Origin of the sequence: Defluviimonas aquaemixtae (genome assembly GCF_900302475.1) — a bacterium.
Taxonomy (GTDB): domain Bacteria; phylum Pseudomonadota; class Alphaproteobacteria; order Rhodobacterales; family Rhodobacteraceae; genus Albidovulum; species Albidovulum aquaemixtae.
This window is the reverse complement of sequence record NZ_OMOQ01000001.1, coordinates 441003-460547: the sequence shown is the minus strand read 5'-3', so window position 1 is coordinate 460547 and position 19545 is coordinate 441003. Positions and strand designations below refer to the sequence as shown.

18 protein-coding genes are annotated in these 19545 nt (G+C 65.2%); 12 read left to right on the top strand and 6 right to left on the bottom strand.

Annotated features, from left to right (window positions below):
* Positions 1-59: 59 nt before the first annotated feature.
* Genes DEA8626_RS02270 through DEA8626_RS02255 form a run of 4 tightly spaced genes read left to right on the top strand, consistent with a single transcriptional unit; the run spans position 60 to position 4557 of the window.
* Positions 60-1007 carry an ABC transporter permease gene (locus tag DEA8626_RS02270; protein WP_108851439.1) on the top strand — a complete coding sequence of 316 codons (948 nt, stop codon included), beginning with the start codon at positions 60-62 and terminating at the stop codon, positions 1005-1007.
* The gene (locus tag DEA8626_RS02265) at positions 1004-2887 is read left to right on the top strand and encodes a dipeptide/oligopeptide/nickel ABC transporter permease/ATP-binding protein (protein WP_108851438.1); all 1884 of its coding nucleotides are present in this window, start codon (positions 1004-1006) and stop codon (positions 2885-2887) included. The genes DEA8626_RS02270 and DEA8626_RS02265 overlap by 4 nt, the downstream gene beginning before the upstream one ends.
* Complete coding sequence (locus DEA8626_RS02260) at positions 2868-3824, top strand: ABC transporter ATP-binding protein (protein WP_108851437.1); 957 nt, start codon at positions 2868-2870, stop codon at positions 3822-3824. The genes DEA8626_RS02265 and DEA8626_RS02260 overlap by 20 nt, the downstream gene beginning before the upstream one ends.
* A complete protein-coding gene (locus tag DEA8626_RS02255; RefSeq protein WP_108851436.1) occupies positions 3793-4557 on the top strand; it encodes a FadR/GntR family transcriptional regulator in 765 nt (254 codons plus the stop codon). Before DEA8626_RS02260 ends, DEA8626_RS02255 begins: the two co-directional genes overlap by 32 nt.
* A 106-nt stretch (positions 4558-4663) precedes the next feature.
* Here DEA8626_RS02255 and DEA8626_RS02250 read toward each other — a convergent pair whose 3' ends face one another.
* Entirely contained in the window at positions 4664-6928 is a 2265-nt protein-coding gene (locus DEA8626_RS02250; protein WP_108851435.1) for an adenosylcobalamin-dependent ribonucleoside-diphosphate reductase, read from the bottom strand.
* Between the two features lie 113 nt (positions 6929-7041).
* Here DEA8626_RS02250 and DEA8626_RS02245 point away from each other — a divergent pair, with 113 nt between their 5' ends.
* Complete coding sequence (locus DEA8626_RS02245) at positions 7042-7473, top strand: DUF1489 family protein (RefSeq protein WP_108851434.1); 432 nt, start codon at positions 7042-7044, stop codon at positions 7471-7473.
* Positions 7474-7549: 76 nt separating this feature from the next.
* Here the strand turns inward: DEA8626_RS02245 and hisG are convergent, their stop codons facing one another.
* Genes hisG through hisS form a run of 3 tightly spaced genes read right to left on the bottom strand, consistent with a single transcriptional unit; the run spans position 7550 to position 10944 of the window.
* On the bottom strand, positions 7550-8254 hold the full coding sequence (gene hisG / locus DEA8626_RS02240; RefSeq protein ID WP_108851433.1) for an ATP phosphoribosyltransferase: 705 nt from the start codon (positions 8252-8254) through the stop codon (positions 7550-7552).
* Positions 8248-9342: an ATP phosphoribosyltransferase regulatory subunit gene (locus DEA8626_RS02235; RefSeq protein WP_108851432.1), complete on the bottom strand. Its 1095-nt coding sequence runs from the start codon at positions 9340-9342 to the stop codon at positions 8248-8250. The genes hisG and DEA8626_RS02235 overlap by 7 nt, the downstream gene beginning before the upstream one ends.
* Positions 9343-10944, bottom strand: a complete 1602-nt coding sequence (gene hisS / locus DEA8626_RS02230; RefSeq protein WP_108851431.1) for a histidine--tRNA ligase — start codon at positions 10942-10944, stop codon at positions 9343-9345.
* 159 nt (positions 10945-11103) lie between these two features.
* On the opposite strand from hisS, the gene DEA8626_RS02225 reads away from it, so the two are divergent.
* The 3 genes from DEA8626_RS02225 (at position 11104) to DEA8626_RS02215 (ending at position 13031) form a co-directional block, all read left to right on the top strand.
* Positions 11104-11310, top strand: a complete 207-nt coding sequence (locus DEA8626_RS02225; protein ID WP_108851430.1) for a SlyX family protein — start codon at positions 11104-11106, stop codon at positions 11308-11310.
* Between the two features lie 39 nt (positions 11311-11349).
* Complete coding sequence (locus DEA8626_RS02220; protein WP_245890714.1) at positions 11350-11823, top strand: DUF6636 domain-containing protein; 474 nt, start codon at positions 11350-11352, stop codon at positions 11821-11823.
* 131 nt (positions 11824-11954) lie between these two features.
* Positions 11955-13031, top strand: coding sequence for an AbrB family transcriptional regulator (locus DEA8626_RS02215; RefSeq protein WP_108851429.1), 1077 nt, complete (start codon positions 11955-11957; stop codon positions 13029-13031).
* Positions 13032-13130: 99 nt separating this feature from the next.
* On the opposite strand, the gene DEA8626_RS02210 is transcribed toward DEA8626_RS02215, so the two are convergent.
* Complete coding sequence (locus tag DEA8626_RS02210) at positions 13131-13706, bottom strand: PRC-barrel domain-containing protein (RefSeq protein WP_181366330.1); 576 nt, start codon at positions 13704-13706, stop codon at positions 13131-13133.
* Between the two features lie 208 nt (positions 13707-13914).
* On the opposite strand from DEA8626_RS02210, the gene DEA8626_RS02205 reads away from it, so the two are divergent.
* The 4 genes from DEA8626_RS02205 (at position 13915) to DEA8626_RS02190 (ending at position 15981) form a co-directional block, all read left to right on the top strand.
* Positions 13915-14553, top strand: coding sequence for a TetR/AcrR family transcriptional regulator (locus tag DEA8626_RS02205; protein ID WP_108851427.1), 639 nt, complete (start codon positions 13915-13917; stop codon positions 14551-14553).
* 64 nt (positions 14554-14617) lie between these two features.
* Positions 14618-15097 carry an SRPBCC family protein gene (locus DEA8626_RS02200; protein ID WP_108851426.1) on the top strand — a complete coding sequence of 160 codons (480 nt, stop codon included), beginning with the start codon at positions 14618-14620 and terminating at the stop codon, positions 15095-15097.
* A 15-nt stretch (positions 15098-15112) separates the two neighbouring features.
* On the top strand, positions 15113-15607 hold the full coding sequence (locus DEA8626_RS02195) for a VOC family protein (RefSeq protein WP_108851425.1): 495 nt from the start codon (positions 15113-15115) through the stop codon (positions 15605-15607).
* The gene (locus DEA8626_RS02190) at positions 15604-15981 is read left to right on the top strand and encodes a DUF1428 domain-containing protein (RefSeq protein WP_108851424.1); all 378 of its coding nucleotides are present in this window, start codon (positions 15604-15606) and stop codon (positions 15979-15981) included. Before DEA8626_RS02195 ends, DEA8626_RS02190 begins: the two co-directional genes overlap by 4 nt.
* A 29-nt stretch (positions 15982-16010) precedes the next feature.
* Here the strand turns inward: DEA8626_RS02190 and dnaE are convergent, their stop codons facing one another.
* Positions 16011-19520 carry a DNA polymerase III subunit alpha gene (gene dnaE / locus DEA8626_RS02185; RefSeq protein WP_108851423.1) on the bottom strand — a complete coding sequence of 1170 codons (3510 nt, stop codon included), beginning with the start codon at positions 19518-19520 and terminating at the stop codon, positions 16011-16013.
* Between the last annotated feature and the right edge of the window lie 25 nt (positions 19521-19545).

Sequence of the window (19545 nt, the reverse complement as noted above, 5' to 3'; positions counted from 1 at the left end):
GAAGAAGGACGTGGACGGGTCCGGGCGGAACGCGGATCGTCTTTGCTGGGATTGGCCAAATGGGCATCTACATACTGAAACGGTTGGTCTCTGCCGTCCCAGTGCTTCTGGGGATCACGATCATCGTCTTCTTGATCATGGCGATGATCCCGGGCGATCCGGCGACCGCGATTCTCGGAAGTTACGCTACGCCGGAAAATGTCGAGAAGTTGAACCGCGACCTGGGGCTCGATAAACCGCTGGTTCAGCGCTACTTCATCTGGCTCGGCAACATGCTCTCGGGCGATTTCGGGCGATCCTTCTCGCTCAACCGGCCGGTTCTGGACGAGGTTCTGGAGCGCTTCAATGCGACCCTCGTTCTCGCCGGCGTGTCCTTCGTCCTCTGCTCGATCCTCGGCATTCTCGCCGGCGTCGTCTCCGCATCGCGGCAGTATGGGGTAGCGGACAAGGCGATCACCTTCACGGTGCTCATCGGTATCTCGGTGCCGTCATTCTTCCTCGGCATGATGATGATCCTCCTCTTCGCCGTGAACCTGCGCTGGCTTCCGGTCTCGGGTATGTACGCAATCTATGGCGGCGGCGATCTGCCAGACCTGCTTCACCACCTGATGATGCCCGCGCTCGCGCTGTCCGCCGTGGCGACAGGCGTCATCGCGCGCCTCGCGCGCTCCGCCATGCTCGAGGTGCTCAGGCAGGACTACATACGCACGGCGCGGGCCAAAGGCGTGCCTGAACGGCGCGTCATAATGGGCCACGCGCTCCGCGCCGCGATGGTCTCGATCATTCCGATCCTCGGAATTCAGGCGGGCTTCGTCCTCTCCGGCGCGGTCTATATCGAGATCGTCTTCCAGTGGCCCGGCGTCGGCCGGATGCTCGTCGACGCGATCCTGAAGCGCGATATCCTGCTGGTCCAGGGCGGCGTCGTCTTCGTCGCGGCATGCTACGTGATCTTCAACATCATGGTCGATGTCGCGCAAAGTATCCTCGATCCGAGGATCAAGACATGAGCGGGTTCCTGAAGCTTCTCTTCCGGAACCGGCTCGCCACGATGGGGGCCGTTGTCCTGTCGTTCATCCTCGTCGTCGTGATCATCACGCCGTTCCTGCCGCTGCAGGAGCCAAACGTCACCTCGACACCGGACCGATTCATCCTGCCGTTCAGCGAAGGACACGCTCTCGGCACCGATCACCTCGGCCGTGACCTGCTGTCGCGCCTTCTGCACGGCACGCGGCTGTCGCTCGCCATCGGCATTGCAGCTGCATTGATCGCGGCCACGATCGGTTCTGCCATAGGCATCATCGCAGGTTATTTCGGCGGCCGCACAGACAATCTGATCATGCGCGGCGTCGACATGCTTATGGCCTTTCCCTATATCCTGCTCGCGCTGGCCATCGTCGCGGCGCTGGGTCCAGGGTTGATGAATGCGCTCATCGCCGTCGCCGCCGTCAACATCCCGTTCTTCGCCCGCAACATCCGTGGCATCACCGTCGGCCTCGCCGGACGAGAGTTCATCGACGCGGCGCGGCTGTCGGGCATGAGCGATACCCGCATCATCCTGACCGAGCTACTGCCCAATGTCATGCCGGTGATCATCGTCGCAATGTCGACCACGGTCGGCTGGATGATCCTCGAAACCGCCGGGCTTTCATTCCTTGGCCTCGGTTCCCAGCCGCCGCAGGCCGATCTCGGCTCGATGCTCGGCGAAGCGCGTTCGGCACTCATCACTTCGCCGCATACCTCGATCGTGCCCGGCGTCATGATCTTCCTCATCGTCATGAGCATCAATCTGCTCGGGGACGGCGTGCGCGATGCGCTCGACCCGCGGCTACGGTCCGGCGCGCTGAGCCGACCGCGTGCGACAACGCTTGTGGATCGTGAGGGCGACATCCCCGCCCCTTCCGATGATCTCTTGGCGATCCAGGGCCTGAAGACCGAGTTCCGCGTCGGCGAGCGCGTCTACAAGGCCGTCGGCGGCGTCAGCCTAGCCGTGAAGCCCGGCGAGTGCCTCGGCGTGATCGGCGAGTCGGGATCAGGCAAATCCGTCACCGCGCTATCGGTGATGGGCCTCGTCGCCTCACCCCCCGGCGTCATCACCGGCGGCGCGGTGCGCTTCGAGGGCGAGGACCTGATCGGCGCGCCCTATGAGACGCTGCGCCAAAAGCGCGGCGACCGCGTCGCCTATATCTTCCAGGATCCGCTTTCGACGCTGCACCCGCTCTACCGCGTGGGCGACCAGCTCATTGAGGCGATCCGGTCGCATCACGAGATCGGCAAGGCCGAGGCCCGCGCCCGGGCGATCGAGCTCTTCAAGGCGGTGCGCATCCCGAACGCCCAAAGCCGCATCAGTAACTTTCCGCATGAGATGTCGGGCGGGATGCGGCAGCGGGTCGGCATCGCAATGGCGCTCGCCAACGATCCCGACGTCATCATCGCGGACGAACCGACAACGGCGCTTGACGTCACGGTTCAGGCCCAGATCCTCGCGCTTCTTGACGATCTCAGGCGCGACCGGGGTCTCGCGATCATCTTCATCACCCATGATTTCGGCGTTGTCGCCCAACTCTGCGACCGGGTCGCCGTGATGTATGCGGGCCGTATCGTCGAGGAAGGACCGACTGAAACCGTGCTCGCGGCGCCGGCCCACCCCTACACCAAGCGGCTGATCGCCTGCGTACCGGAGCTTGGCCAGGGGCGGCGGAGGCTTGCCGCGATCCCCGGCCTGCCACCGGCCGTCGATAAGCTGCCAGAGGGTTGCGCCTTTGCGCCCCGGTGCGACAAGGCGACGGATCGCTGCCGCGCGGGCGAGGTCGCCCTGACCGGCGCCGGAAGCCGCGCCGTCCGCTGCCACTTCCCGGAGGAGGCGATCCATGCACGCGCTGCGGGTTGAAAATCTGTCGAAGACCTTTCCGCGGGCACGAACACTTTTCGGCCCGGAGAGGCCGGGCGTCCGCGCGGTCAGGCCGATGTCCTTCGATGTCGCAACCGGCGAGACACTGGGCGTCGTCGGCGAGTCGGGCTGTGGCAAGTCCACATTCGCCAGGATGCTCGTTGGCCTGCTCGCGCCGACCACCGGCCATATCCAGATCGAGGGCAGGGCGCTCGACAATGCCGACCCCGCCCAATTCGGGCGCATGATCCAATATGTTTTCCAGGACCCGATCAGCAGCCTCAACCCGCGCAAGACGATCCGTCAGGTGTTGGAGGCCCCACTGAAGCGCCTGCACGGGATGGACCGGCCGGCGCGCGACGCCCGCATCCGCGAAATTTTCGATGCGGTGAACTTGCGCGAAGAGTTCCTGGACCGCTACCCGCACGAGTTTTCGGGCGGTCAGGCGCAGCGGATCGGAATCGCCCGGGCACTCGCCGCGAACCCAAGGATCATCATCCTTGACGAACCCGTTTCGGCGCTCGACGTCTCGGTCCAGGCGCAGGTCCTGAACCTCCTTGCCGATCTCAAGACCCAGTTCAACCTGACCTATCTGTTCATCAGCCACGACCTGGCGGTCGTGGAGGCCGTGAGTGATCGCGTTGTCGTCCTCTACTTCGGCTCGGTCGTTGAAATCGGCCGGGCCGAGAACATCTTCAAAAGCCCGAAGCACCCCTATACGAAACTGCTGGCCGACAGCGCGCCGGTTGTCGGCCGGCCCCTGACGGCGCCCGAACAAAAGGACAGCGAGTTGCCCGATCCCCTGAACCCGCCGCCGGGATGCGCCTTCGCCGGGCGCTGTCCGAGGGTAACGGATCGTTGCCGGACAATCGAACCGCGACTTGAACAGATGGGAGAAGACCAGTTTGCCGCCTGCCACCACCCGATCGAAGGATGAGCCGCGACTGAGCCGCCCGGTTCAGGTCGCCGAGGCCATAAAGACCTGGGTGGTCGAACACGGCTTGCAGGCCGGTGACCGCCTGCCGAGCGAACCGGAACTGATCGAACGCTTCGGCATGGCCAAGGGCACGATCCGCGAGGCCATGCGGATACTCGAAGCACAGGGCCTGATTTCCACCCGTACCGGTCCCGGGGGCGGCAGTTTCGTGCATGAAGTGTCGAAAGAGCGCGCGCGTGCTTTGTTAGGCAACTACTTCTATTTCAAGAACCTGACCATCGCCGACATCTACCAGTTGCGCCGGATTCTCGAACCGGAGATGGCCGCCTCGCTTGCCGGACGACTGAGCGATGCGGCGCTCAGTGAGTTAGAAGCCAACATCGCGACGTATTCGGAGCCTTCCAGCACGCTGGAGGAGGAACGTGACTATCATATCCGATCGCTCAGATTCCACGGTCTGCTAGCGTCGCATGCTGGCAACGCCATGCTCGCCTTCCTCATCGACTTCATTGTCAGCATGCTGGCGGACCTCACGGTTTATCGCCACCTCTACTCGCCGCCGAATATCGAGCTTTGGGAACGCGGACGCGATCATCAAGAGCGGCTTGTGCAGGCGCTCCGCGAGGGCGACGCGGATGCCGCTCGCACTATCATGCAATCGCACATGCAGATCGCGCAGAAACTCATGGAAGGTCAGGAGGCCCAGATGATGCGCCGTTTCATCACCGAATGACGGTAGTGGTTCGCAGACCAACGCTCCAGCGTCTGAAATGCGCCTCGATCCGTTTCGTGAATTGCGCTCCGGTCCTCGCCCAATTGCTCTCACGCATTCGCGAAAGTCAGCTGCATTTTGAATGGCCGCAGTTCGGGCATGTCAGGCAGCCCTCGATCATCTGCATGCCAAATTGGCCGCAGGACGGGCATGCCGGACCGCGAGGGGCCTCGCCCACCGCCATCACTTGCGACTTCGGATCGGACTTGAGGCCAAGCCCTTCGCCTTCCAGGAATCCTATGGCGATCATGTGGCGTTCGATCACGCCGCCAATCGCGGCGAGAATGGAGGGGATGTATCGCCCCTGCATCCAGGCCCCACCGCGCGGGTCGAAGACCGCCTTGAGCTCCTCGACCACGAAGGACACGTCACCACCACGCCGGAATACCGCGGAGATCATGCGCGTCAGCGCCACAGTCCAGGCGAAATGCTCCATGTTCTTCGAGTTGATGAAGACCTCGAAGGGCCGCCGCACGCCGCCCTGCACGATGTCGTTGATCGTGATGTAGATCGCGTGTTCGCTGTCGGGCCATTTGAGCTTGTACGTCGCGCCCTCTAAGGCCTGCGGACGGTCGAGCGGCTCGGACAGATAGACGACCTCGGCACCGGTATCGGCTTCCGGCGCCCTGTCTTCCTTCGCGGACACCGACAGTACGCTTCCCGTCACTGCGTTCGGCCGGTAGGTCGTGCACCCTTTGCAGCCCTGATCCCAGGCCGCCATGTAGACGTCCTTGAAGGCCTCGAAGCTAATCTCCTCTGGGCAGTTGATCGTCTTCGATATCGACGAATCCACCCATTTCTGCGCGGCGGCCTGCATGCGGACATGGTCCAAGGGCGGCAGGGTCTGGGCGTTCACGAAATGCTCTGGCGGCGGCTTGTCGCCGAAGCGTTCGCGCCAGAGCTGGACGGCGTAGTCGACGACCTCTTCCTCGGTCCGCGAGCCGTCCTTCTGCAGGACCTTGCGCTTGTAGGAATAGGCGAAGACCGGTTCGATGCCGGATGAGACATTGCCGGCATAGAGGCTGATCGTGCCGGTGGGCGCGACGGAGGTCAGAAGCGCGTTGCGGATGCCGTGTTCGGCGACGGCCTCCCGCACATTCTCGTCCATGTTCGCCATGTTGCCTGAGGCGAGGAACTTCTCAGCGTCGAAGAGCGGAAAAGCTCCCTTCTCCTTGGCGAGCTCGACCGAGGCCAGATAGGCAGAACGCGCGATCGCGTGCATCCACTCCTCGGTCTGCTCCGCGGCCTCTTCCGATCCGTAGCGCAGGCCCACCATCAGGAGCGCGTCCGCAAGGCCGGTGACGCCCAGCCCGATACGCCGCTTCGCCTGCGCCTCTTGCGCTTGCTCGGGCAACGGGAAGCGCGAGGCATCGACGGTGTTGTCCATCATCCGGACGGCGGTGCGAGTGAGATCGTCGAGCGCCGTCTTGCAGAGATGGGCGCGCTTCTCGAACGGATGCCAGACCAGCCGTGCGAGGTTGATTGAGCCGAGAAGACAGGCGCCATAGGGCGGCAGCGGCTGCTCGCCGCAGGGATTGGTCGCGGCGATGGTCTCGGCGTAGTTGAGGTTGTTCATCGCGTTGATGCGGTCGATGAAGATAACGCCGGGCTCGGCATAATCGTAGGTCGCCCGCATGATCCGGTTCCAGAGATCGCGCGCCTGAACTGTCTTGTAGACTTTGCCACCAAATGTCAGTTCCCAGGCCTTGTCGCCCTTGACCGCCTCCATGAACGGATCGGTGACGAGGACCGAGAGGTTGAACATCCGAAGGCGCGCCGCGTTCTGCTTGGCCCCGATGAAGTCTTCGATATCGGGGTGATCGCAGCGCATCGTCGCCATCATCGCGCCCCGGCGCGACCCGGCGGACATGATCGTGCGACACATCGCGTCCCACACGTCCATGAAGCTCAAAGGTCCTGACGCGTCCGCCGCAACGCCCTTCACCTCGGCCCCACGCGGGCGGATGGTGGAGAAGTCATAGCCGATGCCGCCGCCCTGCTGCATGGTCAGCGCGGCCTCCTTCAGCGCGTCGAAGATGCCGCCCATGTTGTCGGGGATCGTGCCCATGACGAAGCAGTTGAAAAGCGTGACCGAGCGCCCGGTACCCGCGCCCGCTGTGATGCGCCCGGCGGGGAGGAAACGGAAATCCTCGAGCGCGTTATAGAACCGGTCCTCCCACTCGGCGGGGTTCTCCTCGACCGCCGCGGTCGCGCGTGCGACGCGGCGCCAGGTGTCTTCGACGGTTCCGTCGATGGGCGTGCCATCCGCTTCCTTGAAGCGATATTTCATGTCCCAGATCTGCTCGGCGATCGGGGCGGTGAAACGGGTCATTCGGGCGGGGTCCTTGGTCTTCGGAAAGGGCACTCACGATACGCCTCCAACGTCGCCCGGTCAACTTGATCTCGCGGGTGGGGCGTCTAGAATAGCAAGGTCTTGGGGGTGGAATGACCGGATTCGTGAATCTCCTGAAGCTTTGCGTGGGCGCGGACAGCGTCGACAACCTGCTGGACTGGCACCGCACCCACCCCTCGCCCTTCGCGACCGGAGAGCGGCGCCACATTACGCGCATGTGGCCGAAGCGCGAGGCCGAGATCCTCGCGGGCGGGTCGCTCTACTGGGTCGTGAAGGGGATGATCCTCTGCCGCCAGCGCATCGTCCGGCTGGACGACATCGAAGGGGCCGACGGTATCCGGCGCTGCGGCATCATCATGGATCGGGAGGTGATCCGGACCGAGGCCGCACCGCGCCGACCGTTCCAGGGCTGGCGGTATCTCGAGGCGAAGGACGCACCACGGGATCTGCCGAAGGTCCGCGCCAAGGACAGCGCCCTGCCCGAGGAGATGGCGTTGGCGCTCGCCAAGATCGGGCTTCGGTGAGCACCGACGAAGCTGGGGGGCGCTGCCCTCTGGCGGTCTCCCCCGGGAGTAGTCTCAAACAGAAGACAGAAGAAGGTCAGAGCGCGGCCGGATCCACGTCGAGGCGAGGGGCGAGATCGGCAAGGATGTCGGCGGCGCCGTTGCCCCAATCGGCCCTGCGCGAGGCGTAGAGCGTTGCCTGGCTTTGGTGGACGAGGCCGTCTGCGAGGGTCTTGAGGTGATTGGCGCGGAGCGTCTCGCCGGTGGAGGTGATGTCGGCGATCGCCTCGGCGGTGAGGTTCTTCACGGTGCCCTCGGTCGCGCCCTGGCTGTCGACGAGCTGGTAGTCGGCGACGCCGTTCGCCCGAAGGAACTCGCGCACGAGCCGGTGGTACTTCGTGGCGACGCGCAGCCGGAAGCCGTGGGCGCGGCGGAAGGCCGCGGCCGCGGCGTCGAGGTCGTCGAGAGTGTCGACGTCAGGCCAGCACGCCGGCACTGCGAGGACGAGATCGGCCTGGCCGAAGCCCATTGGCGTCAGCTCGGCCACCTGCCGGTCCCAGTCGGCAAGTCTGTCGTGGACGAGGTCGGACCCCGTGACCCCGAGATGGATGCGGCCCGTCGCCAGTTCGCGGGGAATCTCTCCTGCGGACAATAGAACCAGCTCGAGCCCGTCGGCGTCATCGACACTGCCCGCATAGTCGCGGTCCGACCCGGCACGGCGGAGCGTCACGCCGCGCGCGCCGAACCAGTCGAACGTCTGCTCCATCAGCCGGCCCTTGGAAGGGACGCCGAGCTTCAGCATCGTGCCGCCTCCTTGAGTTCTGCCACAAGGCCCGGCCGGACCACGCCGCCGACGGCGGGGATCGAGCGGCCCTGGCCGAGAACCGCCGTCAGCGCGTCGTAGCGACCGCCCGAGGCGACCGGCGGCAGGTGCGGGTCGGCGGCGTGGAAGGAAAAGACGAAGCCGTCGTAGTATTCGAGCGTGGTGCGGCCGTGGCTCGCCTCGAAATCGAGCGCGTCGACATCGACGCCCTTGGCAGACAATGCACCAAGCCGCGCCTCCATCCGGTCGACGGCGGGCACGATCGTCGGCACGTCGCGCGCCATTTCCCGCAGGTGGCCGAGCGCGGCGGGGCTTTTCGCGGTCAGGTTCAGAAGGTCGTCGAGCCGCGCGACCTCCTCCGCCGCGATGGGCTGGGCGGCGGCATCCTCCTGAAGGGCCGCGAGCCGTCCTGCGATTTCCGCCTCGGTCCTCAGGCCGATCGCGGGCGCCGTGGCCGGCGCTTCACCTGCAGCGACGGTGGCTAGCAATCGGGCGCGAGTTTCTGGTACTCCCACGCGGCCTCCGAAACGATCGAGAAGCTGCGTGAAACGGCGAGGGCGCCAGATGTGCCGAAGCAGCGCTGCCTTGCGGGTTTCGAGCGTCTTCAGGCCCCGGACGGCGGCCGTGAGGATTCCGATATCGCCGGTAGCCGCCCTGAGCTTCAAGGGAGCGAGGAGTTCGGCGAAGAGCGCAAAGACCTCCGCGTCCGCGGCGGCCGGGTTGTCGCGGGTGAAGACCTCGTAACCGGCTTGGAAATATTCAGATTTTCTTTCGCTCAGATGCTCCTGCTTGCGAAAGACCTCGCCCGCATAACAGTAGCGCGCAGGCTCGGCGCCATCTTCCATGTGCATCTGAACAACCGGGACGGTGAAGTCGGGGCGCAGCATCATCTCGCCGCGCAGGGGATCGGCGGTCACGTAGGCGCGGGCGCGAATATCCTCGCCGTAGAGGTCGAGAAGCACCTCGGCCGGTTGCAGGATGTCGGCCTCGACTGGCACCGCGCCCGCCTTGCGGAAGGCGGCCATGAGGCGGTCGGCCTCGGCCCTGGCCTCCGGCTTGCCGATCATTCAGCCCTGCCCCAGAAGCCTGCGCACCTCGGCCACGAGGTCGGCGCGGGCAACTTCCGATTGCGCGGGCTGGCTCTTCCATTCTTCGTGGGTCGCCTCGGCCGCGATCTTGGCGCCGAGGAAGAGATCCTTGAGTTGCACGACGCCTCGGCTCGCCTCGTCCGAGCCTTGGATCACGGCGACGGGGGAGTTCCGTTTATCTGCGTATTTCAATTGGTTGCCGAAATTCTTGGGGTTGCCGAGATAGACCTCGGCGCGGATGCCCGCCTGGCGAAGTTCGCCTGCCATCTGCTGATAATCGGCCATCCGGTCGCGGTCCATGACGGTCACGACGACAGGGCCGCGCGTGTCGGCCTGCATCCGCCCCTTGGCGTGGAGCGCGGCAAGCAGACGGTCGACGCCGATCGAGATGCCGGTCGCGGGCACCGCCTGGCCCGTGAAGCGCTTGACGAGGTCGTCGTAGCGCCCACCGCCGGCGACCGAGCCGAACTGGCGGGGGCGGCCCTTGTCGTCGGTGATCTCGAATGTCAGTTCGGCCTCGAAGACCGGGCCGGTATAGTAGCCGAGGCCGCGGACGACGGAGGGGTCGATGACGATGCGGTCGGGGCCGTAGCCTTGCGCTTTGAGCAGGTCTGATATTTCCCCAAGTTCCTGAAGCCCTTGGAAGCCAACTTCGGTCGGCCCAACGAGGCGCATTAGGTGATCAAGTACCGCCCAGTTCCAAGCCTGACCGGCATGCTCAGTCCGCTCATGCGGATTGTCCAGCGTAAGACCCATGCCGCCCGGCATCCGGTTGTCCGGGTTTGGTGGCCCATCGCGCAACTCGTCCTCAACAATTTGGGCGGCATTGACAAAGCCCATCACCTTCTCGGCCTGTTCGCCCGAAAGCCCTGCCCCTTCGGTAAAGTCGCCGCTCTCGTCCTTGCGGCCTTTTCCGAGAAGCGCGCGCACGCCTTCCTCGCCCAGCCGGTCAAGCTTGTCGATGGCGCGCATGACGATGCCGCGTTCGTGCGCGAATTTTTCCGGATCGGCGGGGTCCAGGACACCCGCGACCTCCATTACACCATTCAATACTTTACGATTGTTTACCCGAACGACGTAGTCGCCGCGCGGAATGCCGACCTCCTCCAAGGCATCCGCGAGCATGGCGCAGATCTCCGCGTCCGACGCCACCGAAGCCGACCCCACCGTATCCGCATCGCATTGATAGAACTGGCGAAACCGCCCCGGGCCGGGCTTCTCGTTGCGCCAGACCGGGCCCATCGCATAGCGGCGGTAGGGTGTGGGCAGGTCGTTGCGGAACTGCGCCGCGACCCGCGCGAGGGGTGCCGTCAGGTCGTAGCGGAGCGCGAGCCAGCCCTCGGCCTCGTCCTCCCAGGCGAAGACGCCCTCGTTCGGGCGGTCGACGTCGGGCAGGTATTTTCCAAGCGCATCAAGGGTTTCGACGGCGGACGTCTCCAGGGGATCGAAGCCGTAGCGGTGGTAGACATTGGCGATCGTGTCGAGCATCGCCTTGCGTTCGGTCACCTCGGCGCCGAAATAGTCGCGAAAGCCCTTCGGCGTCTCCGCGCGCGGTCTTCTCGGTCCCTTGTCCTTGGCCATGGCCCGACCCTTCACAAACGTTCGGGCGCGGGTGTAACGGATGGGGGGGCGGTGAACAAGCGGCAGCGGCGGCCGGATCAGGGCGTAGGCAGACCGTCGGCAAATCGTCTGGCAAGCGTCTGGCATGCGTAAGGCGCCCCGGCGCGGAAAGGAGCGGCGATGGATGAGAGGCTGGAGAAGGCGGAGGAGGAGATCGCGCATCTGAGGCGCGCGGTCGACGACCTGTCCGAGGTGGTCGCGCGGCAGGTGCGCGAAATCGACACGCTGACCCGGCGCGTCACGGTTCTGATGGAGCGGGCGGCCGAGGCCGAGGTGGCTGCATCCGGCACGATCCCCTTGGCAGATCAGAAACCGCCGCACTGGTGACCGCGCGGTTCGGGCGGGCCGGGGCGAGTGCTGCGGGACATGACAAAGCCGCGTCGGCCTGAGACCATGGGAAAGTTCACGACCAAGCCGATTGAGACCCCAACCATTATTCGCCAACTCTTGCCGCTCTTTTTCGTCGCGGCCCCGCCCGCCGCCGCGGATGTCTTCACTTTCGAAACCCCGTCGGAGAACATCCAGTGCTCGGTCGGATTGGAGCAGGACTCATCCGACATCCACTGCATGATCGTCGAGCGCCACGGCCCGCCGGCCGCGCCGCGTCCGGCGGGCTGTGTCACGGACTGGGGGCACAGCTTCTACATGACCGACCACGGGCCGGTACAGATGCTTTGCGAACCGGTCAGCTACCTGCGTGAAGGATTCGACCGCGCGGAATACGGCGTCACCGGAACGTTCGGCGGTTTCGTCTGTCATTCCTCGACCGAGGGGCTGGAATGCCGAAACCTCGACGGGCACGGCTTTTTCCTGTCGCGCGCCGTCCAACGGGTGTTCTAGCAGACCCGGAGGCATCACCCGGATGCGATTCCGCATGCCCTTTCCCGGTCGCACGTAGCCTTGCCCTTCCCCGCAGCCCCTGACAGGTTTGCGGCCGGGCGATTTTCGTCGCCCGCCATTCCGAGACCTTCATGCGCCAGTTCCTCAGGACCCTGATCACGGCACCGCACTGGCCGACCGTCTGCCTGACCTACGCGTTGGGCACAGCGGGAGGCTTTGCGGCGGCGGCGCTGCATCTGCCCCTGCCCATGCTTTTGGGATCCCTTTTGGCGGTCGGAGCAGCCTCCGTCGCGGGGCTGAAGCCCTTGGGCCGGGTGCCGCAGGCGCCGCAGCAGCTTCGAATGCTGTTCATCCCGGTGATCGGGGTCGCCATCGGCGGCGCGGCGCGGCCCGAGATCCTGACCGAGGCGCCGGAATGGATCCCGTCGCTCATCGCGCTCTGCCTCTTCATCCCGGCGGTGCACTACGGCGGTTACCGGCTTCTGACCGCGATCGGCCGCGTGGACCGGCTGACCGCGTTCTACGGCACCGCCCCCGGCGGTCTGGTCGAGACCGTGCAGATGGGCGAGGAGGCGGGCGCCGATGTCCCGATGCTCGCCATGCTTCAGTTCCTCAGGCTGATCCTGACGATCATCCTCGTTCCGCTCGCCTTCACCCTGATGGAGGGCCACGCGGTGGGCTCGGCGGGTGGGGCGGCTGTGGCTGGTCATGCGATGGGCCTCCGGGACGCGGCGCTTCTCATTGCGGCGGCGGTGGTTGGTGCGGTTATCGGGGTTAGGCTGAAGCTGCCGGCGGGCCACGTGCTGGGCCCGATCCTCCTGTCCGGCGCAGCCCACGTCGCGGGACTGACCCAAGCAGTGCCGCCCGGCTGGCTGATCGCCGCGACGCAGGTCGTGATCGGCACCTCGCTCGGCGTGCGGTTCGCGGGCATGCCGAAGCGGCGCATCCTCGATGCAGCCCTGCTGGCGCTCGCGAACGCGGTGGTCACGATCGGGGGCGCGGTCGTGCTCTCGCTCTCGATCGCCGGGATCGTCGGCGAGCCGGCAAGGACGATTTTCCTCGCCTTCGCGCCGGGGGGCCTTGTCGAGATGGGGCTGATCGCGCTCAGCCTGAACATGTCGATCCTCTACGTGACGGCGCACCACCTGGTGCGGATCGTTCTGTCGGTGACCATCGCGCGCACGTTCGGTGCGCGGCTGAGGGAGTGACCAGGCGTACGCGGCCTAGCGGGCCGGAGCCGGGCTGCGACCCGCCAGTCTCGTCGGTGCTTCGTGCTCCGCCAGTCGAAGCTCTGACCGCCGCAGCGGTCAGTTGGTTTCTGCCGGGGCGACGCCGTTCTCCATTTGCTGCTGCATCTGTTCGGCCTCGGATTCGAGCCTCTGCTCGGCGGCGGTCTTGAAGGCAGGCGCGGCGTCGAGATCCGCGCGCGTAGCGCTGAGAACGAGGCGCATGCCGCCTTCGTCCGGCGACGCGAGCTGGATCCTGTCCATCTCGATCGCGACATCCTTCTCGCCCATGCCGAGGAACCCGCCGACGCCGACCACGACACCCTCCACGGTACCGTCGAGCTTGACGATGACGTCATTGATGTCGCCAACGGATTCGTCCGTCGCCGAATAGACCGTCAGCCCCATGAGATCGCTGGCCAGAATCGAATCCTCGCTCTGAAGCACGATCTGCCCCTCGATGGGTTCAGGCATCACCTCGGGCACGCCCTCCGCCGGTGCGGCCGCAGTGTTCGTCGCCGCCGGGGAGGTCTGCTCGGTCTGCGCCGGATCTGCAGCGGTGCCGTCCTGGTCCGTCGTGGCGGTCTGCGCGATCCCCATCAGGGGCGCATTCGCGAGAACGCAAACAAGTGCAATCCGTTCGATCATGTCACGCATCGATCGTCTCCTTTCTTGCCGTCGCCCTCGCTGCCGCGGACTGTCGCGGGAATTGCCTCCCAACGACTGACTTGAAAACGCACAGCCCGCCTTCGCGTTCCGGGCCATGACCGCCGTCAGGCGCGGCCGGCCAAATTCTGCCGACCCCGTATCATTTCGTTGGCATGCCTACCAACCGGTTGGTATGTTCACTTCGAGGAGGATCAAGATGACTGAGTCGCCCAGGAAACCCGATGGCCGTTCGAAGCTGCTCGACGCCGCCCTCAAGGTCATCCGGACCAAGGGTTATTCGGCGACCTCCGTCGATGACATCTGCTCTGAGGCCGGTGTCACCAAGGGTGCCTTCTTCCACCATTTTCGCAGCAAGGAGGATCTGGCGGTGGCCGCAGCTGCGCACTGGACCGAGATGACCGGCGGGTTTTTCGCCGGCGCGCCCTATCACGCCCCTGCCGATCCGGCCAAGAGGGTGCTAGCCTATGTCGCTTTCCGCAAGGCGATCATCCAGGGCGATCTGCCGGACTTCACCTGCCTCGTCGGCACCATGGTTCAGGAGGCCTACGGCTCGAACCCGGCGATCCGGGACGCCTGCTGGGACAGTATCTCGGGCCATGCCGCAACGCTCATTCCCGACATCGAGGCGGCGCTGCGCGAACGCGGGGCCGACGCCGACTGGACGGCCGAAAGCCTGGCGCTGCACACACAGGCGGTCATTCAGGGGGCGTTCATTCTCGCCAAGGCGAGCGGTGATCCTAGGCGCGCGGTCGAAAGCCTCGACCATCTCGGCCACTACATCGAAATGCTGTTCGAATGCTCTGCAGCATCCGGTGCCGGACACCCAACCGGTTAGCACGACCCGGCTCGGCGCGTTCGGCCGCAATCCCAAATCCGAGCCCCCCTTGAGGAGAGGACCAATGACGACGAAGACTGAAGCCGGACCCGAACATGTCCTGACGCTCGAGCGCGTGATCGACGCGCCGGTCGACAAGGTCTGGCGCTGCTGGACCGAGCCGGAGCTTTTGGAGAAATGGTTCTGCCCGAAACCTTGGTATGTCAGCGATGCCAAGATCGACCTGAAGCCCGGCGGCGAATTCTCCTCGGTCATGCACGGCCCAAATGGCGAGAAGTTCGACAACATGGGCGTCTTTCTGGAAATCGAGCCCCAGAGGCGGCTGGTGACCACGGACGCCTTCCGCCCCGGCTGGATACCGAACGGGCGCGCGTTCATGGCGGCCGAAATGCGCTTCGAGGACGCCGGCGGCGGCAAGACCCGCTACATCGCCCGCGCGATGCACTGGAACGAGGACACGCTCAAGGAACACGAGCAGATGGGGTTCCGCGAAGGCTGGGGAAAGGCGGCGGACCAGCTCGAGACACTGGCGAAGTCGCTTTAGCTAAGGAGACTTGTGATGAACGAACAACCCAAGGTACGCACCTGCCTGTGGTTCGACGACCAGGCGCTTCCGGCGGCGGAGTTCTATGTATCGCTTATGCCCGGTAGCCGGATCGACCGCGTGAGCCGCTATCCCGAAGGCCAGGACATGTACGAGCCGGGCAGAGTTTTGGTGGTAGAGTTCACGCTGGCCGGGACGCCTTATCAGGCGCTGAACGGCGGGCCGCACTTCACGCTCGACGAGGCAGCGTCAATATCGGTCAGCACCGAAGACCAGACGGAGACGGACCGACTGTGGGAAGCGCTGATCGCAGATGGCGGCGCCGAGAGCCAGTGTGGCTGGTTAAAGGACAGGTTCGGGCTGTCATGGCAGATCGTTCCGAAACGGTCGGTTGAACTGCTGTCCGGCCCCCAGGCCGCGAAGGTCTGGCCGGCACTGATGCAGATGAAGAAGATCGACATTGCCGGGCTGGAAGCTGCGGCGAAAGCGCCAGAAGGAGCGATGACATGAGCTACATTGATGGATTTGTGATCGCTGTGCCGACCGCCAACAAGGAGAAGTTCGTGGAGCACGCGAAGCTCGGCGACAGCGTGTTCATCGACCTTGGCGCGACGCGCGTGGTCGAGTGCTGGGGCGACGACGTGCCCGACGGCAAGGTCACCGATTTCCGCAAGGCCGTTCAGGCGAAGGAGGACGAGACGGTGGTCTTTTCCTGGATCGAGTGGCCCGACAAGGCAACGCGCGACAAGGCTTTTGCGAAGATGACCGATTGGATGAACAATCCGGAAAAGGCCGATCCGCGCATGAACCCCGAGAAGAACCCGATGCCGTTCGACGGCAAACGGCTGATCTACGGCGGGTTTGCGCCGCTCGTCGAGGTCTGATCGACTGGGCGTCGGACGCGGTTCGACGCTCACACCTCCTCGACATGCATGACGCCGGGCATGGCCTTGATCGCGCCTCGGATCTGCGGGCTGACAGGGAAGCTGTCGCCCGCGACGACCTCGACCTCTGCCCCTGTGCCGAAATCGGCGATGCAAAACGAGACCGGGCCGCGCGCGCGGGATGCGCCATCCTCGGCCATCCGGACGAGAAGGCCAGCGACCGAGGCGACGGCTGCCTCCGCGTCGACATGGATCCTCAACCCCGCCGCGACCGCGTCGGCGACGACATTCTCCATCGGCGCAACGGAGCGGGCGACCGGATCGAACTGGCCCTCGTTGAACCGCGCCTCGAGCGTCATCACGACCTGGCTCGTCTGGTCGAAGACGCGCCGGCAGGCGTCGAAATCCTCGGCGAAAAGCGCGATGCCCGCGACCTGCCCGGTCGGGTCGGAGATGTTCAGCCGGAAGTAGCGTGTGCCGCGCGCCGACTTGCGGTCCTTAAGCCCTGAGACAAGCACGCCGACGCGCGCCACCGCCGCGCCGTCGCGCTCGGCCTTGGCCTGCAACTCGGCGAGCGTCATCAGGTTCTTGCGCTTCATCGCCACCGCGTAATCGTCGAGGGGATGCCCGGAGAGGTAGAAGCCGATCGCTTGGTGCTCCTCGGCCAGCCGTTCGGTCGGCAGCCAGTCGTCGGGGTTCGGCAGGCGCGGTTCGGGCAGGTCGTCGCCCGCCTCGCCGAAGAGCGAGACCTGGGCCGAGGCGCGCGCCTCGTGGACCGAGGCCGACCACGCCATCAGAGGATCGAGCGACTCGAAGACGCGCCGCCGGTTCGGGTCGAGCTGATCGAAGGCCCCGGCGCGGGCAAGCATCTCCAGGGGCCGCTTGCCGATCCGCTTGAGGTCCACCCGGCGGGCGACGTCGAAGAGTGTGGCGAAGGGCTTCGTCCCCCGGGCCTCGACGATCAGCTTCATCGCTTCGACGCCGACATTCTTCAGCGCGCCGAGCGCATAGACGATCTCGCCGCCAGCGACCGAGAACGTCGACTGCGACCGGTTCACGCAGGGCGGCACGATCGTGATGCCGAGGCCCCGGCGTACTTCTTCGGCGTAAATCGCAAGCTTATCAGTCAGATGGAGGTCGCAGTTCATAACGCCAGCCATGAACTCCACCGGGTGGTTGGCTTTCAGCCAAGCAGTTTGGTAGCTGACCACGGCATAGGCGGCGGCATGCGATTTGTTGAAGCCGTAATTCGCGAATTTCTCCAGAAGGTCAAAGACTTCGCCGGCCTTCTTCTTGTCGACGCCGTTGGCGACGGAGCCGTCGATGAACTTCGGCCGCTCCTTGGCCATTTCCTCGGCGATCTTCTTGCCCATCGCGCGACGGAGAAGGTCGGCGCCGCCGAGCGTGTAGCCCGCCATGACCTGCGCGATCTCCATCACCTGTTCCTGGTAGACGATGATGCCCTGCGTCTCCGCGAGGATGTGGTCGATGGAAGGGTGAATGGATTCAAGCGCCTTCACCCCGTTCTTCACGTCGCAATAGGTCGGGATGTTCTCCATCGGGCCGGGCCGGTAGAGCGCCACGAGCGCGACGATGTCCTCGATGCAGGTCGGCTTCATGCGCCTCAGCGCGTCCATCATGCCAGAGCTTTCCACCTGGAAGACGGCGACGGTCTTCGCGGCGGCGTAGAGCTTGTAGGTGGGCTCGTCGTCCAAGGGGGTCGCGCCGATGTCGTTCTCGGCCCCTTCGGGGGGCTCGTAAAGCCTGCGGCCATCGGGCGCCTCGTGCAGCTGCCGCCCGCCCGCGCGGATCAGGTCCACGGCATTCTGAATGACGGTCAGCGTCTTCAACCCGAGGAAGTCGAACTTCACGAGGCCGGCCTGCTCGACCCACTTCATGTTGAACTGGGTCGCGGGCATGGTGGAGCGCGGGTCCTGATAGAGCGGCACCAGCTCGTCAAGCGGTCGGTCGCCGATCACGACGCCCGCTGCATGTGTGGAAGCGTTGCGCAGTAGCCCCTCGATTTTTTGGCCGTAGTCGAGAAGGCGCTGGACGACCTCCTCAGCGCGGGCGGCTTCGCGCAGGCGGGGTTCGTCGGCCAATGCCTTCTCGATGGAGACCGGCTTGACACCCTCGACCGGAATGAGCTTCGACAGCCGGTCCACCTGGCCGTAGGGCATCTGGAGGACGCGGCCGACGTCGCGGACCGCCGCCTTCGACAGGAGCGCGCCGAAGGTGATGATCTGGGCGACCTTCTCGCGGCCGAATTTCTCCTGCACGTAGCCGATGACCTCCTCGCGGCGGTCCATGCAGAAGTCGATATCGAAGTCGGGCATCGAGACCCGTTCGGGGTTCAGGAACCGCTCGAACAGGAGCGAGTAGCGTAGCGGATCGAGGTCGGTGATCGTGAGCGCGTAGGCCACGAGCGAACCCGCACCGGAGCCTCGGCCCGGGCCGACGGGGATATGGTGATCCTTGGCCCATTTGATGAAGTCGGCGACGATCAGGAAGTAGCCGGGGAAGCCCATCTGCTCAATGATGCCGAGTTCAAAGTCGAGCCGCTTCTCGTAGTCCTCGATGGGAGCGGCGTGGGGTATGACGGCGAGACGTCCCTTCAGGCCTTCCGTCGCCTGACGGCGAAGTTCCTGGACCTCGTCATCGGCGAATTTCGGCAGAATGGGCTGGCGCTTCTCGGCGGCAAAAGCGCAGCGCTTTGCGATCTCTATGGTGTTTTCCAGCGCCTCGGGCAGATCGGCGAACAGCGCCGCCATTTCGTCGGGCGACTTAAGGTAGTGCTGCGGCGTCAGGCGACGGCGTGGCTCCTGCTGATCGACGTAGGCGCCCTCGGCAATGCAGATCAGCGCATCGTGCGCCTCGTACATGTCAGGCTTCGGGAAATAGACATCGTTGGTGGCGACGAGCGGCAGGTGCAGCGCATAGGCCAGCTCGATCTGGCCGCGCTCGGTCGCCCGTTCGGCCTCGGTATACTGTCCGCCCTCGCCCGGATGGCGCTGAAGCTCGACGTAGAGCCGGTCGGGATAGGCGGCGGCGAGACGCTTGATGAGCGCCTCCGCCTTCGCGCCCTGCCCGGCCTGCAAGAGACGGCCTACGGGTCCGTCTGGGCCGCCGGACAGGCAGATGAGCCCGTCCGCGTGCTGTTCCAGTTCTTCCGGCGTCACATGCGCAAGCGCGCCGTCGCCCCGAAGATAGAGGCAGGAATTGAGCTTCATGAGGTTCATGTAGCCCGCCTCGTTCTGCGCGAGAAGAACGACGGGTGCGGGCGGGCGGGCGCGCTCGCCCGGCTGGACGGGATCGTGGTCGAGCGCAATCTGGCAGCCGACGATGGGCTGCACCCCCGCCCCCTTCGCCAGCACCGAAAACTCCAGCGCCGCAAACATGTTGTTGGAGTCCGTCACGGCGATCGCGGGCATCGACATCTTGTCGCATAGCCCGACGAGCTTTTTCAGCGGCACGGCGCCTTCGAGCAGCGAGTACTCGGTATGAACGCGGAGATGGATGAATCGGGGAGCGGTGGCCATGGGCCGACACTAGCGGGCCCTTGAA